Genomic DNA, 18,988 nt, shown 5'->3' with positions numbered 1-18,988 from the left:
CGTGGCCGAGCCGCGCGAGGACCCGGGCCCAGTGATGGGCGCTGCCGCAGGCCTCCATGACGACGCGACTCGCAGGCCGGTTGGCGAAGAACGGCACGAGCTGGGCGCGTTTGAGGACCTTGCTGTGAATCGCGCCGGTCCCGGACTCGACATAGTGAATCTGGAAAACGCGCGTAGCCAGATCGATGGCAATGGTCGTGGGTTCCATCTGGTTCTCCTTGGTGGCAGGATTGCCGAACCACCAATGTCTCACGCTCTGGCCGCAGGATTGCGGCGCCGGACGGCCCGTTAAGGCGGGAGGCGACATCTGTATTTGGCTCAGATGCGACATTACAATTTGGCGCCTACACCCAATCCGTTGATAATTTATATTATGTCAAATAGTGCAGCCGGAGTCCGTCGTGCGACCCAGTCAATCAAGACATCCCTTGCCAGGGCATCGCGTCGATCTCGCAAAGGCCTTAAACGATTTACCACATCGTCGCTTTGCCATAGCGTTTGCCCGATCTGTCTGTGGGTGGCGGGGTCGTGGTTGCCTATCCGTCGACTTGCCGATGGCATGACATGCTGATCGCTGGTGACGCTGCGCGCAACCAGCGCGGATACGGTTTTATCTACCGTCTCCAGCGACGCATCGCCACATTAAAGCGTGGAATCGCTTTGCGAAGATCCTCAGAGAGCCGCACCATCAATCACCCCCCCAACATCGGCACCGCAGCCACCAACCGCCGCGTATAAGCATGCACAGGCCGCTCCAGCACCTCCGCCGCGACACCGGCCTCAACCATCTCGCCCTTATGCATCACCACCACCCGATCGGCAAACGCGCGCGCAATCGAAATATCGTGCGTGATCATCAAATACGCGACCGAGCGTTGCCGCTGGATATCAAGCAACAGATTCAGCACCTGTCCACGGATCGACACGTCGGCGCCCGACAACGGTTCGTCGGCGACGATCAGGCGCGGCTGCATCGCGAGCGCTCGAGCAATCGACACGCGTTGCCGCTGCCCGCCGCTCAACTCATGCGGATAGCGCCGCAGATAGGTCGACGCGGGACGCAGCCCGACGTCCTCGAGCAACGTAATGCAGCGTGCCTGCAGATCGCCGCGGTACATCCATAGCGCCTGCGTCAGCATGTCCTGCACGGTCTTGCGCGGATTGAGCGAAGCCGCCGAATCCTGAAAGATCGGCTGCATACCGGTGCGCAGCCGCCGGAACGTCTCGGACGACAGACTACCCAGCACGTGGCCATCAAAGCTCACGCTGCCGGCATCCGGCTGCATCAGGCCAAGCGCCATACGCCCGAGCGTTGACTTGCCCGAACCGCTCTCGCCAACCAGCGCGACGATTTCCCCCGCATGAACCGTGAGGCTCACGTCGTGCACGGCGCGCAGCATCGAGCCGTCACCCGCGCGAAAATGCTTGGTGACGTGGTCAAGAACAAGAAGCGGAGCCGCGTCGTCAGTCGATGTGGTCATAGGCGAACGTCAGTCCTGTGCGGTTGAAAACTCACCCTCAATCGTCGTGAACTGCCCCTGGGCATTGCGCGCTGCCTGCGCGGCTTCGACCAGGGCGGCGGTATACGGATGCGCGGGCCTCGCGAGCACTTCGCGCGTCACCCCCTCCTCCACGACGCAGCTGCGGAACATCACATAGATTCGTTCACATTCGTGCCAAACCACGCCGAGGTCGTGGCTGATCAGCAGCATCGCCATATCGCCGAGCTCGTGCCGCAAATCGCGCAGCAGCGAGAGGATCTCCGCCTGCGTCGTCACGTCGAGCGCCGTGGTCGGCTCGTCGGCAATCAACAGGCGCGGCCGGCAACCGAGTGCGATCGCAAGCAGCACGCGCTGCCGCATCCCGCCCGACAGCTCGTGCGGAAACGCGCGCGCGCAGGCGGCGGGCAAGCGCACCCGTTCGAGCAGCTCGCCGACCCGCGGTTCGACACGGCGCACCGACGGATCGTGGCGCCGCACGCTTTCGGCGATCTGTTTGCCGATCCGCATCACCGGGTTCAGAAAGCTCAGCGGATCCTGGAACACCATCGCAATCGGATGCCCGCGCAGCGTTTCCCATTGCGCCGTCGTGTACCGCGTAACGTCGCGTCCCTCGATCAGGATACGGCCGGCTTCGATCCTGCCCGTCTTCTCCGGCAGCAAACCGAGCATCGCCCGCGCGAACGTCGATTTGCCCGAACCCGATTCGCCGACCAAGGCGACCGACTCGCCAGGACGCACCACAACCGACGCGCGTTGCACCGCCATCATCACGCCGGCACGCGACCGGTAGCCGATACTCAGACCGTCTGTTTCGATCAGCGGCGCGCTCCCGCCGACCTGCATCGGAGCGCTGCTGCCGACACCTTCGCTTGGCGCGGAGAGTCCCATGGCCTATCTCTTCTTTCGGGGGTTGAGCACGTCGTTGACCGCATCGCCGAGCAGATTGAACACGAGCACCGTGACGAAGATCGCGACACCCGGGAATAACGAAAGCCACCACGCGTTGAACAGAAAGCGCTGGCCGCTATTGAGCATGCGCCCCCAACTGATCAGTTCGGGGTCGCCGAGGCCAAGGAAGCTGAGCGACGCTTCGAGCAGAATCGCCTGCGCGATGATCAGCGTGCCGACCGCAAGAACCGGAGCGATCGCATTCGGCACCACCTCGCCTGCCAGCACATGACGCTCGCGCAGGCCGAGACAGCGCACCGCGTCGACGAATTCGAGCTGCTTCACGCGCATCACTTCGCCGCGCATCACGCGCGCGACCTGCGGCCACGACAGCAACGCCACCACCAGAACGATCTGCGGCAGCCCAGGGCCGACCATCGCGACGATCAGCGCGGCGAGGATGAAACTGGGAATCACCTGGAAAAATTCGGCGATGCGCATCGTCAGGCCATCGAGCCAGCCGCCGTAAAACCCGGCCGACGCGCCGATCACGACGCCCAGCACCGTCGCGCCGAATGCGGCGAAGAACCCGACCGCGAGCGACACCTGGATACCAGCGAGAAGACCATCGGCTACGCTGCGTCCGAGTTCATCGGTGCCGAACAGGTGCGCAAGCGACGGTCCGACCATCACGTCGTCGGTCATCGCCTTCGGATCGAAGTGCGGAACCAGATGGACGCTCACCGCGAGCGCCACCAGCAATACGATGATGCCCAGCGAAATAAGGCCACTCGGATGACGCGAGAGTCCGGCGAAAAACGCTTTCATTTCAGGTAGCCCCTGCGCACGCGCGGATCCAGCCACGCGTACACGAAGTCGGTGACGAGGTTGGTCAGCACCACGGACACGCTGACGAGCAGGAAAATGCCCTGCAGCACCGGGTAGTCGCGGTTGGTGATCGACGTGATGAACAGGCTCCCGAGACCGGGCCAGCCGAACACCGTCTCGACGAGAATCGCTCCGGTGAGCGCATAGCCGAAGTTGTAGCCGATCACGGTGACCACCGGCAGCATCGCATTCGGCAGAATGTGCCGCCATAGCACATAGCGACGCGACAAACCTTTGGCGCGCGCGGTCAGCACGTAGTCGCAATTCAGCGCTTCGAGCACACTCGCGCGCGCCACCCGTGCCACGACAGCAATGTAGAAGATCGTCACGCTGAAACCAGGCAACACCAGGTGCCGGAAAATGTCGAGTGCCGCGGCAAAGCCCGTGAATTCGTCGCGCGTGCTGTACATGCCGGCGGCCGGCAGCCAGCCGAGCCTGATCGCGAATACGATCACCAGCAGTTGCCCGAGCCAGAAGATCGGCACGGAATAGCCGAACAGGCTGACCGCGGTGAGCGCGCTGTCGCCCGCACTGCCCGCGCGCGGCGCCGCGGCGACGCCGAGCACGACGCCGACCAGCGACGCGACCACCAGCGCTGGCAGCACCAGCAACAACGTCGGGCCGAGTCGCGTCAGCATCAACTGCAGCACAGGCGCGTGGTTGGAGAAGGAAAAGCCGAGCTGACCCGCGAACAGATTCTTCAGGTAAAGCACCAGTTGCGTCCAGATCGGCAGATCAAGACCGAACTCGGCGCGGATCTTTGCCGCGTATTCAACCGGCACGGGGAAATCGCCCAGCATCGCCTGGAGCGGATCGCCCGGCACCGCATGGATGATCAGGAAGTTCAGGACCAGAATGCACAGCACGATCACCGCGCCCCACCCCAGTCGAGACAGAAAGTATTTCGTCATCATGCGTTCCGGGCGCTGGACACACGAAGCCACTGTGTCACGATCGAGAAATTGTCGAGCCGTTCGAGTTCCCAGACCGCGGCGATCAGCGCGTTCGCCGCCGCCTCGCCCAGCGCGGGCTCGAGCAGTACCTTTGCCTTGTCGAGTACTTCACGGTCGCCAAGCGGCGCCTCAGGCGCGCCCTTCGCGCACGGCACATCCCGGAGTTCGCGGGTGCCGTCGGCAAACACAACCTCCAGCGACGGATAATCCGCCGGGCCGAGCGTGCGATCGGCACGGATTTCGGTCATCGCCATCAAACGCCGGATGGCGGCATCGTCATTGCGCAGCGGCTGAAACTGGTCGAGTGTCGCGCGCCCGCTGTCGATCGCAACCGCGACGCAATACGGCGCGCTGAACTGCGCGTCGAGCAGGTTCCCGATCTTCGTGTTACGGAACTGGCGTACCGTCTGCGCATCGCCATGCACGATCAGGCCGGTGATGTCACGCGCGTTCCGATTCGGCGCCGACGCGTCGCCCACCATGTGGAGCGCCGCGTCGATGCACGAATGCAGCGTGCGGCAGCACGCATAGGGTTTGATGCCCGACTGGACGATATGAAATTCCTCGCCGAGTCCGGCGATCGCGCGCTCCGGCGTGGCGGCGTCACCCGCGTACGTCGGATAGAACCCGCCCCACTGCGCATCGAGAATCTCGCGCGGGCCCGTCAGCCCCGCCTGCGCGAGCAGCGCCGCGCTCACGCCGGTCTGCGCCGCCTTGCCGGGATGGAAGCGCTTGACGAGCGCGCCGTCCGCGAGGAATGCCCACAAGCCGCCGGTATACGTGCCCGCGATGCCGAGCGTATGTGTGAAGCCGTCCGCCGATACACCGAGCACTTTCGCGGCCGCGGCGGCCGCGCCGAACGTGCCGCAGGTGCCGGTCGAATGCCAGCCGCGCGCGTTGTGCGGACGGTAGCCGCCGCAGCCAGCCAGCACGCGCGACGCAATATCGTAGCCCGCGACAATGGCGACGAGCGCCTCCTTGCCGGTGACCGTGCGGCCCTCGGCCAGCGCGCACACCGCCGGCACGGTGACCGCGCCGGAATGGCCGCAACCGCCGAAATCGTCCAGTTCGAGTGCATGCGACGCAGTGCCGTTGACCAGCGCCGCCGCGCCCGCCGGTAACGTGTCCGGGCGTCCCCATAGCACGGCCGCGCCGCTCGTCTGCCCCTCCGCACGCATGGCCGCGACCACGGCCTGCACGACGTCGGTTTGGCAACCTGCCACGCCAGCGGCGAGTGTGTCGAGCAAAAAACGCTTAGCATGTCTGATCACATCAGCAGGCAGGTCGTCGAAACGGGCAGTCGACCAGTAGGCGGCCATCTGCTCGCTTAGCGATCCGGACGAGTCCGCCTGGTCAACCCGCCCGGCTTTCATTTCGACGCCCACACGCTCCCCCACCATTGTTGATTGGCCGCCTGCCACAGCCCGTGCAGCCGCGTGCTCGCAACCGCATATTGCGGCGCCTGGTGCAGGTTCAGCACGGGCATATCCTGGGCGAGAATCGTCTGTACCTGGTTGTAAGGCGGCACGCGCGCCTGTTGGGTGCTCGCATCGCGCCCCGCGTCAAACAGCTTGTCGACCTCCGGATTCGAATACTGTGACGCGTTGTTGAAGGTGGTGCCTTTCTGGATCGACGCCGTCACATAGGTGCGTGCAATCCCGAGTGCGGGGTCGCCGAGCGTCGTGTAGGTTTGCAGCGTCGCATCGAAGTCATAGTCCGCATAGACCTGTTTGAGAATCACCGGACGGTCAGCTCCGACCAGCACCACATGCACGCCAACCGCCTGCCAGAAACGCTGGATTGCCTGCGCCGACTCCATCCACTCAGGCCGGTCCGATTCGAACGCAAGGCGCACCGTGAAGCGCGTGCCGTCCGCGCCCACCGGATAGCCCGCCGCGTCCAGCATCTGCTTCGCTTTGGCCGGATCGTACGGGTACATCTTCTGGTAGTCGATTTGCGGGTCGTATGCCCACAGCCGCGTGTCGAACGAACTGAGCGGAACACCGCCGAGACCGTAATAGACCTTCTGATGGATGAAGGTCCGATCGAGCGCGATATACAGCGCGCGCCGCACGTCGGGCTTGGTCAGCGCCGGCACTTTCGTATCCTTCGTGTTCAGGATGATGATGTCGCTGTCGGGGTAGCTGACCTGTTGCACGCTGAAGTCCGGCATCTTCTGCAGCATTTGCACGGCGCTTAGCGGCATATAGTCGGGCACGACGAAATCGACATCGCCCGCGCGCAACGCCAGAATGCGTGCCGACGGATCCGGGATCGTGCGGATCACCACGCGGTCCAGATACGGCTGATCTTTCATCCAGTAGTCGGGGTTGCGCGTGAGCGTGAGATGGTCGCCGCGGACCCAGTCGGCCACCTTGAACGGACCTTCGCCGACCGGGTTAGTGAGGATTGCCGGGTTCTTCAGCAGATCGGTGCCGCGCAGAATGTGCGCGGGCATGATCGCCGCATTCTGCTCGCAGGCAAGCGAAAACAGGAATGGGCCGAACGGCTGCTTCAGATGAATCACGACGGTCTGGGCATCGGGCGTATCGATCGTATCGATGAATTTGCCCGCCGCGGCGAAACGCGGACCGTATTTGCTGCTGATGTCGAGCAGCGTGAATTTGACGTCATCCGAGGTGACCGGCTTGCCATCCTGCCAGTTCGCCTTGACCAGCTTGAACGTGTAGGTCTTGCCGTCTGCGGAAATGGTCCAGGATTGCGCAAGGCTCGGCACGATCGCAAAGCCCTTGCCGAAGCGCACCAGCGCGTCATAGATCAGGCAACTGGTATCCACGTCCGGGACCGAGTTGGTCGTGTCCGGACTCAGGCTGAGCGGATCGGTGCCGATCACCATCACCGCGGTGCCGCCGCGCTGCGGCGTTTGCGCGTGGGCGGCCCCGCCCGTCACAACGCAAGCCGCGGCGAGCGCAAGCATGCTTGCGGTGCATGTGGCCAATTGGCGGATTGCCCCCGGCCACGCAAGACGGCTCGTCAAGAATTTCATCACTCACTCCGTTTTTTTATGCAGACGGGCCAAGCCGGGCCGGCAAGACCCCGTCTGTGCGGCCGGTTCATCACGCGCGGTGGCTCTCGATCAATGCGATCGTGCGCAGCATTTCATTGGTCAGGATCATGTAGCCCTCGTCGGCGCCGAGCCCGGGCTTGGTCATCATGAAGTCCGGCGAGGTGGCTAGCCCGATCTGCGCGCAAATCCGCGCAGACAGATCCGTCTCGTTCGCCGTCCCGCCGAGACAGCAACCCATGCCGTGGCGCTTGCAGTACAGCACCGCTTCGATTGTGTTGTTCACGCCGCCCAGATCGGGCGTCTTGATCTGCACGAAGTCCGATGCGTGGGCGTCGGCGAATTCGCGAATGTCCTCCAGCGTGTTGCACCATTCGTCGGCGATCAGTCCGACCTTGATGTCGCGCGCCTTGAGTCCTGCGCGCATGCGCGTGAAGATATCCATCTGCGCCGCGCGGCTCGTTGCGATCACCGGTGTCTCGATCAGCACTTCGAATGGCTGCGCCGCTTCAGCCACGCGGCCGAGAAACGTGACCAGCGTGTCGACGTCGTCGCCGAACAGATCGCCGAGCGTGCCATACACGTCGAGATGAATGCGCGGCCGGTAGTCGGCTTCGCCAATCTCGCGAATCCGCGTGGAAATGGTGCGTGCGTAGTCGACCAGCACCTGGCCACCCGGGCCGAGATCGGCCGCGGTCGTGAACGACGCATGAGGCAGTATCGCGGCGCGCTTGAGAATCATGCGGTCAAGCTGCTGGGTGTCGCCGCGATGGCACGACGCGAGCAGATCGGTCGGCTCGGTGCGGATTGCACAGTCATATTCGTCGCGAATGACTTCGGCGATCGTCAGGTTGCGGCCGAGCGCGGTTGCGCTCAACAACGCCTGCGTGAGTCCATAGCGCAGCGCCGTGTGCAGGCGATCGCCATTCACCTGCATCTGGTCAAGCTCGTTTGCGTTTGCGCGGAATTGATCAACCGTGCGGCCGATCAGCCACTCGCGTACGGTGGACTCCAGCACAGGCAGATGTTCGGCAGGATCGAACAACGGATCGCGACCCGCCAGCCCCGAGAAAATGACATCCGCGCATTCGCCGATGGCCACTGCGCCGTTCTCGAGCACCAGCATCACCGAAATGATCGCGCCGGGCTGCACGATGCGCCGGTATCCGGGCGTGGCCGGCTTACCCTCGTAGACCATGCCGTTCTGCTTCGCCCCCTGCTTGACCGCCACCAGATCCTTGTTCACATACCCAGAACGTCCGACTGCGTACACCACATCCCGAATCCGCATTACGCCACTCCTGGTTTCGATGTTATTGATGGAGACCGGTCAACTCGGATGCGAGCCGCGCAACGACAGGAGAATCTTCCGGCTGTGCGTCCGCGCGCAAACGTCGACCGGTAGCCGGCGATCCGGCATTCGGAGCGGTGTCAGACGCGGGAGAGAACCTGAAGCCGGATGTGCCCTGTTGCGAGGTCATCGGCTCAGGTCGTCAAGGTATTAGATAAGGAATCCTTGACGGATAAAAGACAACGGCGGTGAGCGCGATGCGGCTGCTCGAATGAAATACCGATCTGAAGATGTTCACGATTCCCTGTCTCCCCGCTGGCGCTGTGCGCCGACTTGACTTGCTCCACCCGTTACGACCACCGATTCCGGATGGCGAATTGCAGACTGCAATACCTGCGCGTGAAGCCAAACAAGCGATCCCGTTCGTCCGTCAACTCGATACCAGACAAGAGGCGGGTGAGAGGCGGATGGAAGTCGGATAAGAGCCATCCGGCGGAAGATCTGCTTCTCAATTGTCTATACAAATGCTAAGCAATTTCGGAGGTTAACCAATAGGGTCTAACACCTATGTCTATACAAATAATTATGACGGACTCTTAAATAGAAAGCGCAACGAAAGCAGCGAGCGCCGGGCTGCATCGGCAACTATGGGCAACTACGTGAAACTATCGGCGCCCAGGCGCGTCGGGCGTCGTGCTCGACGGCGTAAAGCGCGCCACCAACCGCTGCAGGTCACCCGGGAACCAGATGCGTACCGCCGTCACGGCTGCGCCGAGTCGCCACGTCTGCCGGTCGACGACGAGGCATGCGCTGCCCGTATCGATGTTGAGTTGCGCCGCGATCTTCTCGGTCGCGTTGAGCGCGGAGATCTGGTGTTCCGCGACGTGCCACGGAATGTGCCGGAGCAGCCAGCCACCCGGAGGCTCCGTGCGAAAGTCGATGTGCGCGGCCTCCGGCACTTGCGCCAGCACGATCAGCCGGTCTTCGAGCGCGGCGGGCCTGCCGTCGGCGAAATGCCGGCACAGCGCCGCGAGCACGGTCGCACCGGTGGGCACCGCGATACGCTCACGATCCTGCTTCGATGCACGGCGCCGTCGCATGGACAGGAGTTCATAGCGGTAGGCTTGTCCGCGCGCTTCTATTTCCGACTTGATGTCCGGAATCGCAACCACCGCGGACTGCGCAGCCGGCTGCCGCACGAAGCTGCCGACGCGCCGGCGCCGTTCGAGCAGCCCTGCTTCCGTGAGCGCCGAAAGTGCTTTGCTCACCGTCATGCGTGCGCAATCGTATTCGACCATCAGTTCGTGTTCGAACGGGATGCGATAGCCGGGATTCCATTCGCCGGACAGAATCCGCTGCTCGATGTCGGAGCGGATACGCTGGTGCAACGGCTCATCACTTCGTGTCTTGGCAGATTCGGCGGCAGGATTAGCCATGCTGATGATCTCCTTGGACTCGCCCGACTTCCCTACGATCCAAAGCGATCGTATAGACATATCAAATGTCTAGACATGAGCGTTAGTCCCTATAGCCGCTGCGCAGTCCTCCGCGTTCGCAGATCGCGGTCAATTCAACGATAAAGCGTTCATTCTCCTTGGCTAATCCGATTGTCACGCGCAACCAGTGCGGCAAACCATAGCCCGCAAGCGGGCGCACGATGACTCGTGCTGTGCGGCGCCCCCACGCGATCAGCGCGATTGACCCTCTTGCCGCGTGAGCCAATCGAGGCTGTTACGCCACAGGCGCCCGTAACCGTGCCACGACGAAAACTCCGGCGGCAGCCAGTGCACGGACATGTCGCTGGTCCACGCCAGCGTGCGCCCAGCGCCGAAGTGGCCCGCGGCGAGCAGCGGGTGCTTCGTGCCGGGCACCTGCGCAACCAGCGTGGCGTCGGCTTTGAGTTCGACTTCGTTGTAGCCCAGCAGATGCGGCCATGGACCATCGATGCCCTCGAGCACCGGGTGTTGCGTCACGCATTCCGGCGTAAATCCCTCCGGCACTTCGACGCGGTCGTCATAAGGCAGGCAGCGCACCGGCAACACGTCCTCGACCGGCGTGTTGCGGAACCTCGCGCTGCCGTTGATGCCTTGAAAGCTCAGATACCCACCGATCATCATCAGGCTGCCGCCCGCCTCGACATAGTCGCGCAGCAGTTTCAGCCGGTTAGGTGTGCGCTGGCTTTTGAGCCATGTATCCGGATGCAGCAGCAACGTGTTCGCGCCAATATCGGACAGGATCACCGCGTCCCATTCGCGGAGTGCGTCGAGCGTCGACGGAAAGTGTGTCTGCGCATCGTGACTGGGCATATACGTCAGCGCGTAATCGCCACGTTCGAATACCGCAAGGAATGACTCCGCGCCGTTGTGATGGGTGATCGATGCGAACTGGTCAAAACCCTTCGCGTGCGTGGCGGTGGAGGTCCACGATTCACCGGCCAGCAGCACTTTCTTTTTCATTCGACATCCTTGAGAGTTAGGCGACGGCACGCGTACGGCGCGAGAACACACGGGCCGGATTGGTCACCAGCATCGTGTCGATCTGCTCGTCGCTCACACCGTGACGTTTGAGGCGCGGCACGAAGTGTTCGAGAATGTACCCATAGCCGAATCCACCGTAGTGCGTGAGCATCATCTTCAGAAACACGTCCTGCGACAGCAGTAACCGGTCGACGTGGCCGGCATCGATCAGCGCACGGATTGCTCGCGCGTTTTCTTCGTCCGACGGAGACTGCGCGTCTTCGTCCGCATAGTAGTAGTCCATGCCGATCATGTCGTATTCGAGCCACGCGCCGCGCGCGGCAAGCGCGTGTTGATAGTCGACGTCCGCGTGACTGGGATTCATATGGCACAGCACGGTGTGATGCAGGTCCGCGCCCTCCTCTTCGACGATATCGAGTACGCGGTGGCCGTGCCGCACCCAGCCCGGCAGATGGACGGAAAGCGGCACGCCCGTGGCGGCGCTCGCGCGCGCGGCCGCGCGCAGCGACTTCGTTTCTTCCGCGGTGAAAGCCGCCGAGACGCCGATCTCGCCGATCAGCCCCGCGATCACGTCCGGCTTGCGATCGAGCGCGCCGACTTCGAACTTCAGTTGTTCGGCGAGTTCGTCGACGGTCCGTTCGCGAACATACGCAGGGTGCGAAGGCTCGAGATAAAAGCCTGTCGACATCACGACATGCAACCCCGTGCGACGCGAGACCTCCCGTAACGCAACGGGATTGCGGCCAATGCCGATATTGGTCGGATCGACAACCGTCGTGCCGCCGCGCTCGCGAAACTTCATCAGTTCTTCCACCGCAAGATCCACATCGACAAGCCGGCAATTGTCGCGGTTCATCAACGGGTTCATCCGCAGCGCGCCGAGAATGCCGATATGCACCTTTTCCTCGCCGATATGCCGCCCGCCGCAACACGCCGGCACCCACTTGTTCGATGCGTCGATCAGGATGTGTTCGTGCATCAACGTCACGCCCATTTCGCCGACGGGCACGCGGCCGCGCACGGTCATCACATAGCCGCTGTCGACACCGATCGGCGTCGCATCGGCCAGTCCAAACGCAGGTTGGGATTCGGTCATCGATCACCTCACAGTGCGCTCGCATTGCCCGGCCTGGCGTCGGGTTGCCAGTCATTTGCCGCGCATCGGAGTAAAGCGCTTTACAACAACTTATGTCGATATGGCGGCCGCTGTCAATGAAATAAAAAACACGGCAGTGACCTGAATGGTCATGTCGCACTTCGTTTTAAGCCTGATATCAGGGGCAATTTCGACATTCGACGGTTGCGCGCCTCGGGAAAACACCAACGCATTCGTTATTTTGAAGTGCTTGACACGCGAGATATGGCCACGTTCAATCGGGTCAAACGAAGTAAAGCGCTTTACAACCCGGAACGCAAAGCCGCGTTCCAACTTCCGATTCGAATGAGGCACGCGTGACGCAACGCCGTTTCGTACCCGGTCTGAAAGACGTCGCTCGCACAGCGGGCGTGTCGATGACGACCGTTTCGCGCTACCTGAACGCGGACCTCGTGCTGCCTGCCGACACCGCGCAGCGCATCGATGCCGCGATCCGGCAACTCGGCTATGTGCCGAACCTGCATGCGCGCAGTCTCGGCCGCGGCCGCTCGGATACGGTTGGCCTCGTGATTCCGGACATCGCGAATCCGTTCTTTGCGATGCTCGCATCGTCGGTCGAGCAGGCAGCGGAAGCGAAAGGGTTCGGTGTGCTGCTGAGCGCGACATCGAACACCGCGAATCGCGAACTGCAATACGTGACAAGGATGCGGCGCAATCAGGTGAGCGGCCTGCTCTTCGTCAGCGCGCATCACCACACGAGCGAGCTCGCGCAGGCGCTGAACGACACGCGCGGTCTGGTACTGATCGACGAAGACATTCCCGGCGTGCAATCCGCGAAAGTGCTGTGCGACAACTATCTCGGCGGTCGGCTCGCCGGCGAGCATCTGACCGCATACGGTCATCGGCGCATTGCATTTATCGGCGGACCGTCCGAGCTCGCCAGCACGCGCGAGCGCTTTGCGGGCCTGCGTGACGCGGCTGCGGCAGCGGGCGCGGAAATCGCGTTCGAGCTATACGGGCCGTACTCCGCTGCACAAGGCGAAGACGCCGCACGTGCACTGCTGAGCGTTGGCCGGCCGCCGACGGCGGTATTCGTATCGAGCGGTGAAATCGCATTCGGCCTGCTCGACGCGCTCAATCGCGCCGGCGTCGCGGTGCCGGATCGCCTGTCGCTGATCGTGTTCGACGATGCTGGACCGCTGCATCTGTTCAATCCGCCGTTGACCGCGATTCGTCAGCCGATCGCTGAAATGGGGACGCGCGCGGTGGAACTGGTGCTGGCCGCGTCACACGGCGACGCGACGCAACCTGAAATCCGCCTGCCGGTGGAACTCATCAAACGGGCCTCGGTGGCCCCGCCGTTATCCGATTGACCACACGCTCAACCCCTTGGAGGTAGTGATGAACAAGACATTACGCATTGCATTTGTCAGTTGTACTGTGCTGTTCGGTCTCGTTGCACGCGCGCCGGCCGCCGAACCTCCGACATACGCGCTCATTCTGATCAACCAGCAGGCGGTGTTCTTCAACCAGATGCACAGCGGCGCCGAAGACGAGGCGAAGAAGCTGGGCGCGAAGCTGGTCGTGTTCAACGCAAACGATGCGTCGTCCGCGCAGGTGAATGCGATCGACGACTACACGCAGCAGAAAGTGGCCGGCATCGCGATCGACGCGATCGACGTCAATGCCGTGCGCGGCGCACTGCGCAACGCGAGCACGGCCGGCATTCCGGTGGTCGGTATCGACGCGGTGTTGCCGCCTGGACCGCAGAAAGCGCAGGTCGGCGTGGACAACACGGTCGGTGCGCAGCAGATGGCCGCCTATTTCCTCGACTACGTGTCGAAGAATCTGCATGGCACCGCACGCGTCGGCATTGTCGGCGCGCTCAGCTCGGTGATCCAGAACACGCGTCAGAAGGGTTTCACCGATGCGCTGGCGGCTAACGGCAAAGTGACCATCGCGGGCGTCGTCGACGGACAGAATACGCAGGATGTCGCACTGTCCGCCGCTGAAAACCTGCTGACCGCGAACCCCGACCTCGACGCGATCTATGCGACCGGCGAGCCCGCTATGCTCGGCGCGATCGCGGCGGTGCAGGCACAGGGCCGCGCGGACAAGGTCAAGGTGATTGGCTGGGATCTCGCGCCGGAAGTGATTCGCGGCATCGAACGCGGCGTGGTGCTCGGCGTCGTGCAGCAAGACCCCGCGGCGATGGGGCGCGCCGCCATCGCCGCGCTGAACAACGCGCGTACCGGCAAACCGGTGCAGGCCGTTGTCGCGACGCGGCTGACGATCGTGACGAAGGCGAACGTCGGCGCCTACCGCAGCCAGTTCGCGGCGAAATGACAATGAACGCGCAAACGATCATGCAACCGCCCACTGCCGCCCACGCCGCCGCATCACGCGTGCCTGTGCTGGCGCTGAAGGGCATCCGCAAAAACTTCGGTTCGTTTCCGGCGCTGCGCGGCGTCGATCTCGATCTGTACCCCGGCGAATGTCTGGGGCTGATCGGCGATAACGCCGCCGGCAAATCGACGCTGACCAAGGTGATGGCCGGCACCTATCTGCCCGATGACGGTGCGATCTACGTCGAGGGCAACGAGGTGCGTTTCACCGGCCCGGCCGATGCGCGAGCGCGCCACATCGAAATGGTCTATCAGGACCTGAGCCTGTGCGACACGGTCGACGTGGCCGGCAACCTGTTTCTTGGCCGCGAACTGTGCAAGGGCGGCATGCTGCAGCGCAAGCGCATGCTGGCCGAAGCGCGCACGCTGCTCGAACGGCTGAAAATCCGCATTCCGAATCTGAACAGCACGGTCGAACAACTGTCGGGCGGACAACGCCAATCGATTGCGATCGCGCGCGCCGCATCGTTCTCGCCGCGCGTGCTGATCATGGACGAACCGACATCTGCGCTGGCGGTCGCCGAGGTCGACGCGGTGCTCGAACTGATCAATCGCGTAAAAGCGCAAGGCGTCGCTGTCGTGCTGATCACGCACCGGCTGCAGGATCTGTTTCGCGTATGCGACCGGATTGCCGTGATGTACGAAGGGACAAAGATCGCCGAGCGGCGGCTCGAAGCAACCACGCTTGAAGATCTGGTTCAGTTGATCGTCGGAAGGAGGCACGGATGAGCACCACGCCGTACACCGAACGCGAACTCGGGTCGCGCTCGCGCGACTACTTCGCCGCCCACGCGCAGGTATTGTCGATTGCCGCGTTCTTCCTCGGCTGCTGCGTGTTCTTTTCGCTCGGCAGCGCGAACTTTCTGACGGCGAGCAACGCGCTAAACGTATTGCGCCAGCTCGCGCCGATTCTCGTGGTCGGCATCGCAATGACATTCGTGATCACGACGGGCGGCATCGATCTGTCGGTCGGTTCGATGGCCGCGCTGACCAATGCGCTGGTTGCGATCCTGATCCAGCATGGCGTGCCATGGCCCGTCGCGGTGGTCGCGACGCTGCTGCTGGGCGCTGCGATCGGCTGGCTGCAAGGATGGATTTCGGCAAGCCAGGCGATTCCGTCGTTCATCGTGACGCTCGCCGCGATGACGACGTTGCGCGGCATCGCACTGTATTCGACCAAGGGCTTTTCGGTCGCGATCGATCCGGGCACCGGCTTTGACTTTATCGGCACCGGTACGCTGTTCGGCATTCCGGTGCCGGCGCTGATCGCGGTGGTCGCGTCGGTCGCGGGTTACATCTATCTGAATCGCGGGCGCTACGGCCGGCGCGTCGTCGCAGTCGGTTCGAACGCCGAAGCGGCACGGCGTGCCGGAATGCCGACGCTGCGCATCAAGGCGTCGGTGTTTCTGCTGACCGGTCTCGCGTCGGCGGTTGCGGGCCTGATTCTGGCGTCGCGTCTTGGCTCGGGCTCGTCGAATGCGGCAGTCGGTTTCGAACTGGATGTGATCGCGGCCGTCGTGCTCGGCGGCACGTCGCTGATGGGTGGGCGCGCAACGATCGTCGGCACGATACTCGGCTCGCTGACCATCGCGGTGATCGGCAACGGCTTGATCCTGATGCATATCTCGCCGTTTTTCACGCAGATCATCACCGGCGTGATCATCCTCGGTGCGATCTGGCTGAACACGCGTGTATTCGGCCACTACAAGCTGGCAAAGAAATAGGCACCTCCATGCAAATGAATCCGCACATGACGCAGCAAACCCATTCGGCGCGTCTGCTCGCATCGGCCACCGACGTATGGCAGGCGATGCAGGCACACCGCTTCGTGGTCGACATCGAGCGCGACCAGCTGCCCGCCGAAGCATTCGCACGGTATCTGTCGTACGAAGGGCGGTTCGTCGAAACCGCGATGGCGATTTTCGGCTATGCGCTGGTCAAGGCCGATACGATCGCGCACAAGCACTGGCTGATTGGCGTGCTGAACGCGCTTTCGACCGAACAGGTGCCCTATTTCGAACGCACGCTCGCCGCGCTAAACCTGCCGGCCGCGCACGATGACGCGCCGCTCCCCGCCGCCGTCGCCGCATTCGACTCGGGGATGCTCGAGATCGCGCGCAATGGCACGTATGAAGAAGTGATCGTCTCAATGCTCGCGGCCGAATGGATGTACGGCACGTGGTGCACGCGCGCCGATCAGACGCCGAGCCGCAATCCGTTTGTTCGCGAGTGGGTCGCGCTGCATGCGGAGCCGACCTTTCTCAGCCAGGTGCAATGGCTGAAGGACCAGGTCGACGGATGGTCCGAGCAGCGCTTCGATTTCGCGCGTAGTAGCGCCATTTTCCGTAAGGTGCTCGCGCTCGAGATCGATTTTCACAGCGCGTGCTATGCCGCGTTGACGCTATCCTGATGCCAACGAAAACGACACCATGAATACACCCGCTCAACCGGTCTTCAAGACCAAACCCAATGTGATCGAAACCTTGTTCGGCGCACGCAAGGCGGTGCTCGGCATGATTCACTGCCTGCCGTTGCCGGGCGCGCCGCGTTACGAGGGGCAGCCGATCGACGAAATCGTCGATTTCGCGGTCGGCGAAGCGAGGACCTACGCGCAGTTCGGCCTGGACGGCCTCGTCGTCGAGAACCACGGCGACATTCCCTTTTCGAAGCCTGAAGACCTCGGACCGGAAACCGCCGCGGCCATGGCCGTCGTCACTGACGCAGTGCGCCGCGCGGTTGGCTTGCCGGTCGGCATCAACGTGCTCGCGAACGGCGCGCTGCATGCGCTCGCCGTAGCGAAGGCGGCCGGCGCGTCGTTTATCCGGGTCAACCAGTGGGCGAACGCGTACGTCGCGAACGAGGGCTTTATCGAAGGGCCGGCCGCAGCGGCCACGCGTTATCGTGCTCGTTTGCGCGGTCAGGACATCCGCGTCTTCGCGGACGTGCATGTCAAACATGGTGCGCACGCGATCACCGCCGACCGCTCGCTCGCGGAGCTGGCGCGTGATGTCGAGTTCTTCGATGCCGACGCAGCGATCGTCACCGGCCAGCGCACCGGCGATTCCGCGACGATGGACGAGCTTCGCGCGATCGCGCAAGGCACATCGCTGCCGGTCGTGATCGGGTCCGGCGTTAATCCGTCGAATGTCGGTGAGCTTTTCACGGTCGCCGACGCCGTGATTGTCGCGAGTTTTCTGAAGCAGGACGGTGTGTGGTGGAATCCCGTCGATCGCGACCGCGTTGCGACGTTTATGAAAGAAGCCGCTAAGGCGCGTGCATGAGCGGACCGAACCGGCTATTCGTGGTCGGCAATGCGGTGTCGGACCTGACCTTGAGGGTCGAGCGGGCGCCGCACGCCGGCGAGTCTATTCTCGCGGACCATATGCAGCGTGCGCCCGGCGGCAAGGGTCTGAATCAGGCAGTGGCCGCTCATCGCGCAGGCGCCGCCGTGGTATTTCACGCGACCATCGGCGACGATGGCGAAGGCGCGGATATTGCTGAGCGTCTCGATGCGGAGAGGATGCACGCGTTACGTCTGGTTCGCCACGCGCTACCGACTGACTTGTCTGTGTTGACGGTCACGCGTAACGGCGAGAACGCCATTATCACGACTGCGGGCTGCACGCGTGCGCTGAGCGCGGCCGCGCTCGTCGCGCAAGTCGCCGATATCACCGCGACGGATACGCTGCTGATGCAGGGCAATCTGTCGCTCGAATGCAGCCGCGCAGTGATCGATCATGCTCGCGCGGCGGGCGCCACGGTTATCGTGAACGCGGCGCCGTGGTGCTGGCACGACGCATCGGCGCTCGCGCTATGCGATGGCGTGGTTGCGAATGAAGGCGAGATTTGCGCGATCGCCGGTGTCGACGACCCTAAGCGAGGCGCAGTGCAATTGCTCGCGCAAGGCCCGCGATGGGTGATCGTCACGCTGGGCGCGCGCGGCGCGCTGGTGGTGCGCGGCGGCGAGCCGTTGCATATGCCTGCCGCGCCGGTCGTGCCGATCGATACGTCAGGCGCCGGTGACGTGTTTTGCGGCGTGCTGGCCGCGCTATGCACGCAGGCTGTGCCTTTCCTGCGTGCGATTGAATGCGCGCAACTCGCTGCGGCGATCACGGTTGGGCGGCCCGGCACGTTTTCGGCGATACCATCCGCGGAGGAAATGCAGCGCGTGATACGCAAGGTCTCGGACCGTGCAGCCCTGAATTGAATGCTTCGCCTTCGACTGTCCTTGATGCTGCCTTCGCGTGTCAATGGCAAGGAGATTCGATCAAGCAATTGGCTCGCGGCCCCAAGAGACAGGTGGAATGGAACGCGCTCCGCAAACAACCGAATTCAGATTCATAGGTGACGTACGTCACTATTGAGTTTCCCATAAAACATGACAACCGATTCGATGCTGGCGCGTTATATCTCTAACGGATTGAATGGAGATACGCGCCATGGCAAAGAAGCCGTTGGACGAG

General features: G+C 63.1%; 17 protein-coding genes and 1 pseudogene. 7 read left to right on the top strand and 11 right to left on the bottom strand.

Annotation, left to right across the window (positions count from 1 at the left end; genetic code table 11):
• The 11 genes and pseudogenes from HV796_RS36400 to HV796_RS36350 form a co-directional block, all read right to left on the bottom strand.
• A pseudogene (locus HV796_RS36400) lies at positions 1–208 on the bottom strand (IS110 family transposase); the annotation flags it as partial.
• 484 nt (positions 209–692) lie between these two features.
• Positions 693–1,481, bottom strand: a complete 789-nt coding sequence (locus HV796_RS36395) for an ABC transporter ATP-binding protein (RefSeq protein WP_175232704.1) — start codon at positions 1,479–1,481, stop codon at positions 693–695.
• 9 nt (positions 1,482–1,490) lie between these two features.
• Complete coding sequence (locus tag HV796_RS36390) at positions 1,491–2,390, bottom strand: ABC transporter ATP-binding protein (protein ID WP_175232703.1); 900 nt, start codon at positions 2,388–2,390, stop codon at positions 1,491–1,493.
• A 3-nt stretch (positions 2,391–2,393) separates the two neighbouring features.
• On the bottom strand, positions 2,394–3,218 hold the full coding sequence (locus HV796_RS36385; RefSeq protein WP_175232702.1) for an ABC transporter permease: 825 nt from the start codon (positions 3,216–3,218) through the stop codon (positions 2,394–2,396).
• A complete protein-coding gene (locus HV796_RS36380) occupies positions 3,215–4,192 on the bottom strand; it encodes an ABC transporter permease (RefSeq protein WP_175232701.1) in 978 nt (325 codons plus the stop codon). Before HV796_RS36380 ends, HV796_RS36385 begins: the two co-directional genes overlap by 4 nt.
• Entirely contained in the window at positions 4,189–5,604 is a 1,416-nt protein-coding gene (locus tag HV796_RS36375; protein WP_175232700.1) for an MmgE/PrpD family protein, read from the bottom strand. The genes HV796_RS36380 and HV796_RS36375 overlap by 4 nt, the downstream gene beginning before the upstream one ends.
• A complete protein-coding gene (locus HV796_RS36370) occupies positions 5,601–7,238 on the bottom strand; it encodes an ABC transporter substrate-binding protein (protein WP_175232699.1) in 1,638 nt (545 codons plus the stop codon). The genes HV796_RS36375 and HV796_RS36370 overlap by 4 nt, the downstream gene beginning before the upstream one ends.
• A 70-nt stretch (positions 7,239–7,308) precedes the next feature.
• Entirely contained in the window at positions 7,309–8,547 is a 1,239-nt protein-coding gene (locus HV796_RS36365; protein WP_175232698.1) for a methylaspartate ammonia-lyase, read from the bottom strand.
• A 665-nt stretch (positions 8,548–9,212) separates the two neighbouring features.
• A complete protein-coding gene (hutC, locus tag HV796_RS36360; protein ID WP_175232697.1) occupies positions 9,213–9,983 on the bottom strand; it encodes a histidine utilization transcriptional repressor HutC in 771 nt (256 codons plus the stop codon).
• A 252-nt stretch (positions 9,984–10,235) separates the two neighbouring features.
• Positions 10,236–11,003 (bottom strand): glutamine amidotransferase, encoded by a 768-nt coding sequence (locus HV796_RS36355; protein WP_175232696.1) that lies wholly within the window; start codon positions 11,001–11,003, stop codon positions 10,236–10,238.
• Between the two features lie 16 nt (positions 11,004–11,019).
• Entirely contained in the window at positions 11,020–12,120 is a 1,101-nt protein-coding gene (locus HV796_RS36350) for a phosphotriesterase family protein (RefSeq protein ID WP_175232695.1), read from the bottom strand.
• Positions 12,121–12,476: 356 nt separating this feature from the next.
• On the opposite strand from HV796_RS36350, the gene HV796_RS36345 reads away from it, so the two are divergent.
• Genes HV796_RS36345 through HV796_RS36315 form a run of 7 tightly spaced genes read left to right on the top strand, consistent with a single transcriptional unit; the run spans position 12,477 to position 18,732 of the window.
• Positions 12,477–13,493: a LacI family DNA-binding transcriptional regulator gene (locus tag HV796_RS36345; protein ID WP_175232694.1), complete on the top strand. Its 1,017-nt coding sequence runs from the start codon at positions 12,477–12,479 to the stop codon at positions 13,491–13,493.
• A gap of 28 nt (positions 13,494–13,521) precedes the next feature.
• Positions 13,522–14,466 (top strand): ABC transporter substrate-binding protein, encoded by a 945-nt coding sequence (locus HV796_RS36340; protein WP_175232693.1) that lies wholly within the window; start codon positions 13,522–13,524, stop codon positions 14,464–14,466.
• 20 nt (positions 14,467–14,486) lie between these two features.
• Entirely contained in the window at positions 14,487–15,254 is a 768-nt protein-coding gene (locus tag HV796_RS36335) for an ATP-binding cassette domain-containing protein (RefSeq protein ID WP_217478102.1), read from the top strand.
• Positions 15,251–16,249, top strand: coding sequence for an ABC transporter permease (locus tag HV796_RS36330; protein ID WP_175232691.1), 999 nt, complete (start codon positions 15,251–15,253; stop codon positions 16,247–16,249). The genes HV796_RS36335 and HV796_RS36330 overlap by 4 nt, the downstream gene beginning before the upstream one ends.
• 26 nt (positions 16,250–16,275) lie before the next feature.
• Positions 16,276–16,935: a TenA family protein gene (locus tag HV796_RS36325; protein ID WP_175232690.1), complete on the top strand. Its 660-nt coding sequence runs from the start codon at positions 16,276–16,278 to the stop codon at positions 16,933–16,935.
• A 19-nt stretch (positions 16,936–16,954) separates the two neighbouring features.
• Positions 16,955–17,806: a BtpA/SgcQ family protein gene (locus HV796_RS36320; RefSeq protein ID WP_175232689.1), complete on the top strand. Its 852-nt coding sequence runs from the start codon at positions 16,955–16,957 to the stop codon at positions 17,804–17,806.
• Positions 17,803–18,732 carry a ribokinase gene (locus HV796_RS36315; RefSeq protein ID WP_175232688.1) on the top strand — a complete coding sequence of 310 codons (930 nt, stop codon included), beginning with the start codon at positions 17,803–17,805 and terminating at the stop codon, positions 18,730–18,732. Before HV796_RS36320 ends, HV796_RS36315 begins: the two co-directional genes overlap by 4 nt.
• The last annotated feature ends 256 nt before the right edge of the window (positions 18,733–18,988 follow it).

The organism is Paraburkholderia humisilvae (assembly GCF_902859855.1).
Lineage (GTDB): Bacteria > Pseudomonadota > Gammaproteobacteria > Burkholderiales > Burkholderiaceae > Paraburkholderia > Paraburkholderia humisilvae.
This window is presented reverse-complemented; position numbering and strand designations above follow the sequence as displayed.

Bases quoted from the DNA above. Each gene is read 5' to 3' on its own strand.
- HV796_RS36380 (WP_175232701.1), bottom strand. From the start codon at position 4,192: ATGATGACGAAATACTTTCTGTCTCGACTGGGGTGGGGCGCGGTGATC.
- HV796_RS36335 (WP_217478102.1), top strand. From the start codon at position 14,487: ATGCAACCGCCCACTGCCGCCCACGCCGCCGCATCACGCGTGCCTGTG.
- HV796_RS36385 (WP_175232702.1), bottom strand. From the start codon at position 3,218: ATGAAAGCGTTTTTCGCCGGACTCTCGCGTCATCCGAGTGGCCTTATT.
- HV796_RS36315 (WP_175232688.1), top strand. From the start codon at position 17,803: ATGAGCGGACCGAACCGGCTATTCGTGGTCGGCAATGCGGTGTCGGAC.
- HV796_RS36375 (WP_175232700.1), bottom strand. From the start codon at position 5,604: ATGAAAGCCGGGCGGGTTGACCAGGCGGACTCGTCCGGATCGCTAAGC.
- HV796_RS36395 (WP_175232704.1), bottom strand. From the start codon at position 1,481: ATGACCACATCGACTGACGACGCGGCTCCGCTTCTTGTTCTTGACCAC.
- HV796_RS36390 (WP_175232703.1), bottom strand. From the start codon at position 2,390: ATGGGACTCTCCGCGCCAAGCGAAGGTGTCGGCAGCAGCGCTCCGATG.
- HV796_RS36330 (WP_175232691.1), top strand. From the start codon at position 15,251: ATGAGCACCACGCCGTACACCGAACGCGAACTCGGGTCGCGCTCGCGC.
- HV796_RS36365 (WP_175232698.1), bottom strand. From the start codon at position 8,547: ATGCGGATTCGGGATGTGGTGTACGCAGTCGGACGTTCTGGGTATGTG.
- hutC (WP_175232697.1), bottom strand. From the start codon at position 9,983: ATGGCTAATCCTGCCGCCGAATCTGCCAAGACACGAAGTGATGAGCCG.
- HV796_RS36340 (WP_175232693.1), top strand. From the start codon at position 13,522: ATGAACAAGACATTACGCATTGCATTTGTCAGTTGTACTGTGCTGTTC.
- HV796_RS36325 (WP_175232690.1), top strand. From the start codon at position 16,276: ATGACGCAGCAAACCCATTCGGCGCGTCTGCTCGCATCGGCCACCGAC.
- HV796_RS36355 (WP_175232696.1), bottom strand. From the start codon at position 11,003: ATGAAAAAGAAAGTGCTGCTGGCCGGTGAATCGTGGACCTCCACCGCC.
- HV796_RS36350 (WP_175232695.1), bottom strand. From the start codon at position 12,120: ATGACCGAATCCCAACCTGCGTTTGGACTGGCCGATGCGACGCCGATC.
- HV796_RS36320 (WP_175232689.1), top strand. From the start codon at position 16,955: ATGAATACACCCGCTCAACCGGTCTTCAAGACCAAACCCAATGTGATC.
- HV796_RS36370 (WP_175232699.1), bottom strand. From the start codon at position 7,238: ATGAAATTCTTGACGAGCCGTCTTGCGTGGCCGGGGGCAATCCGCCAA.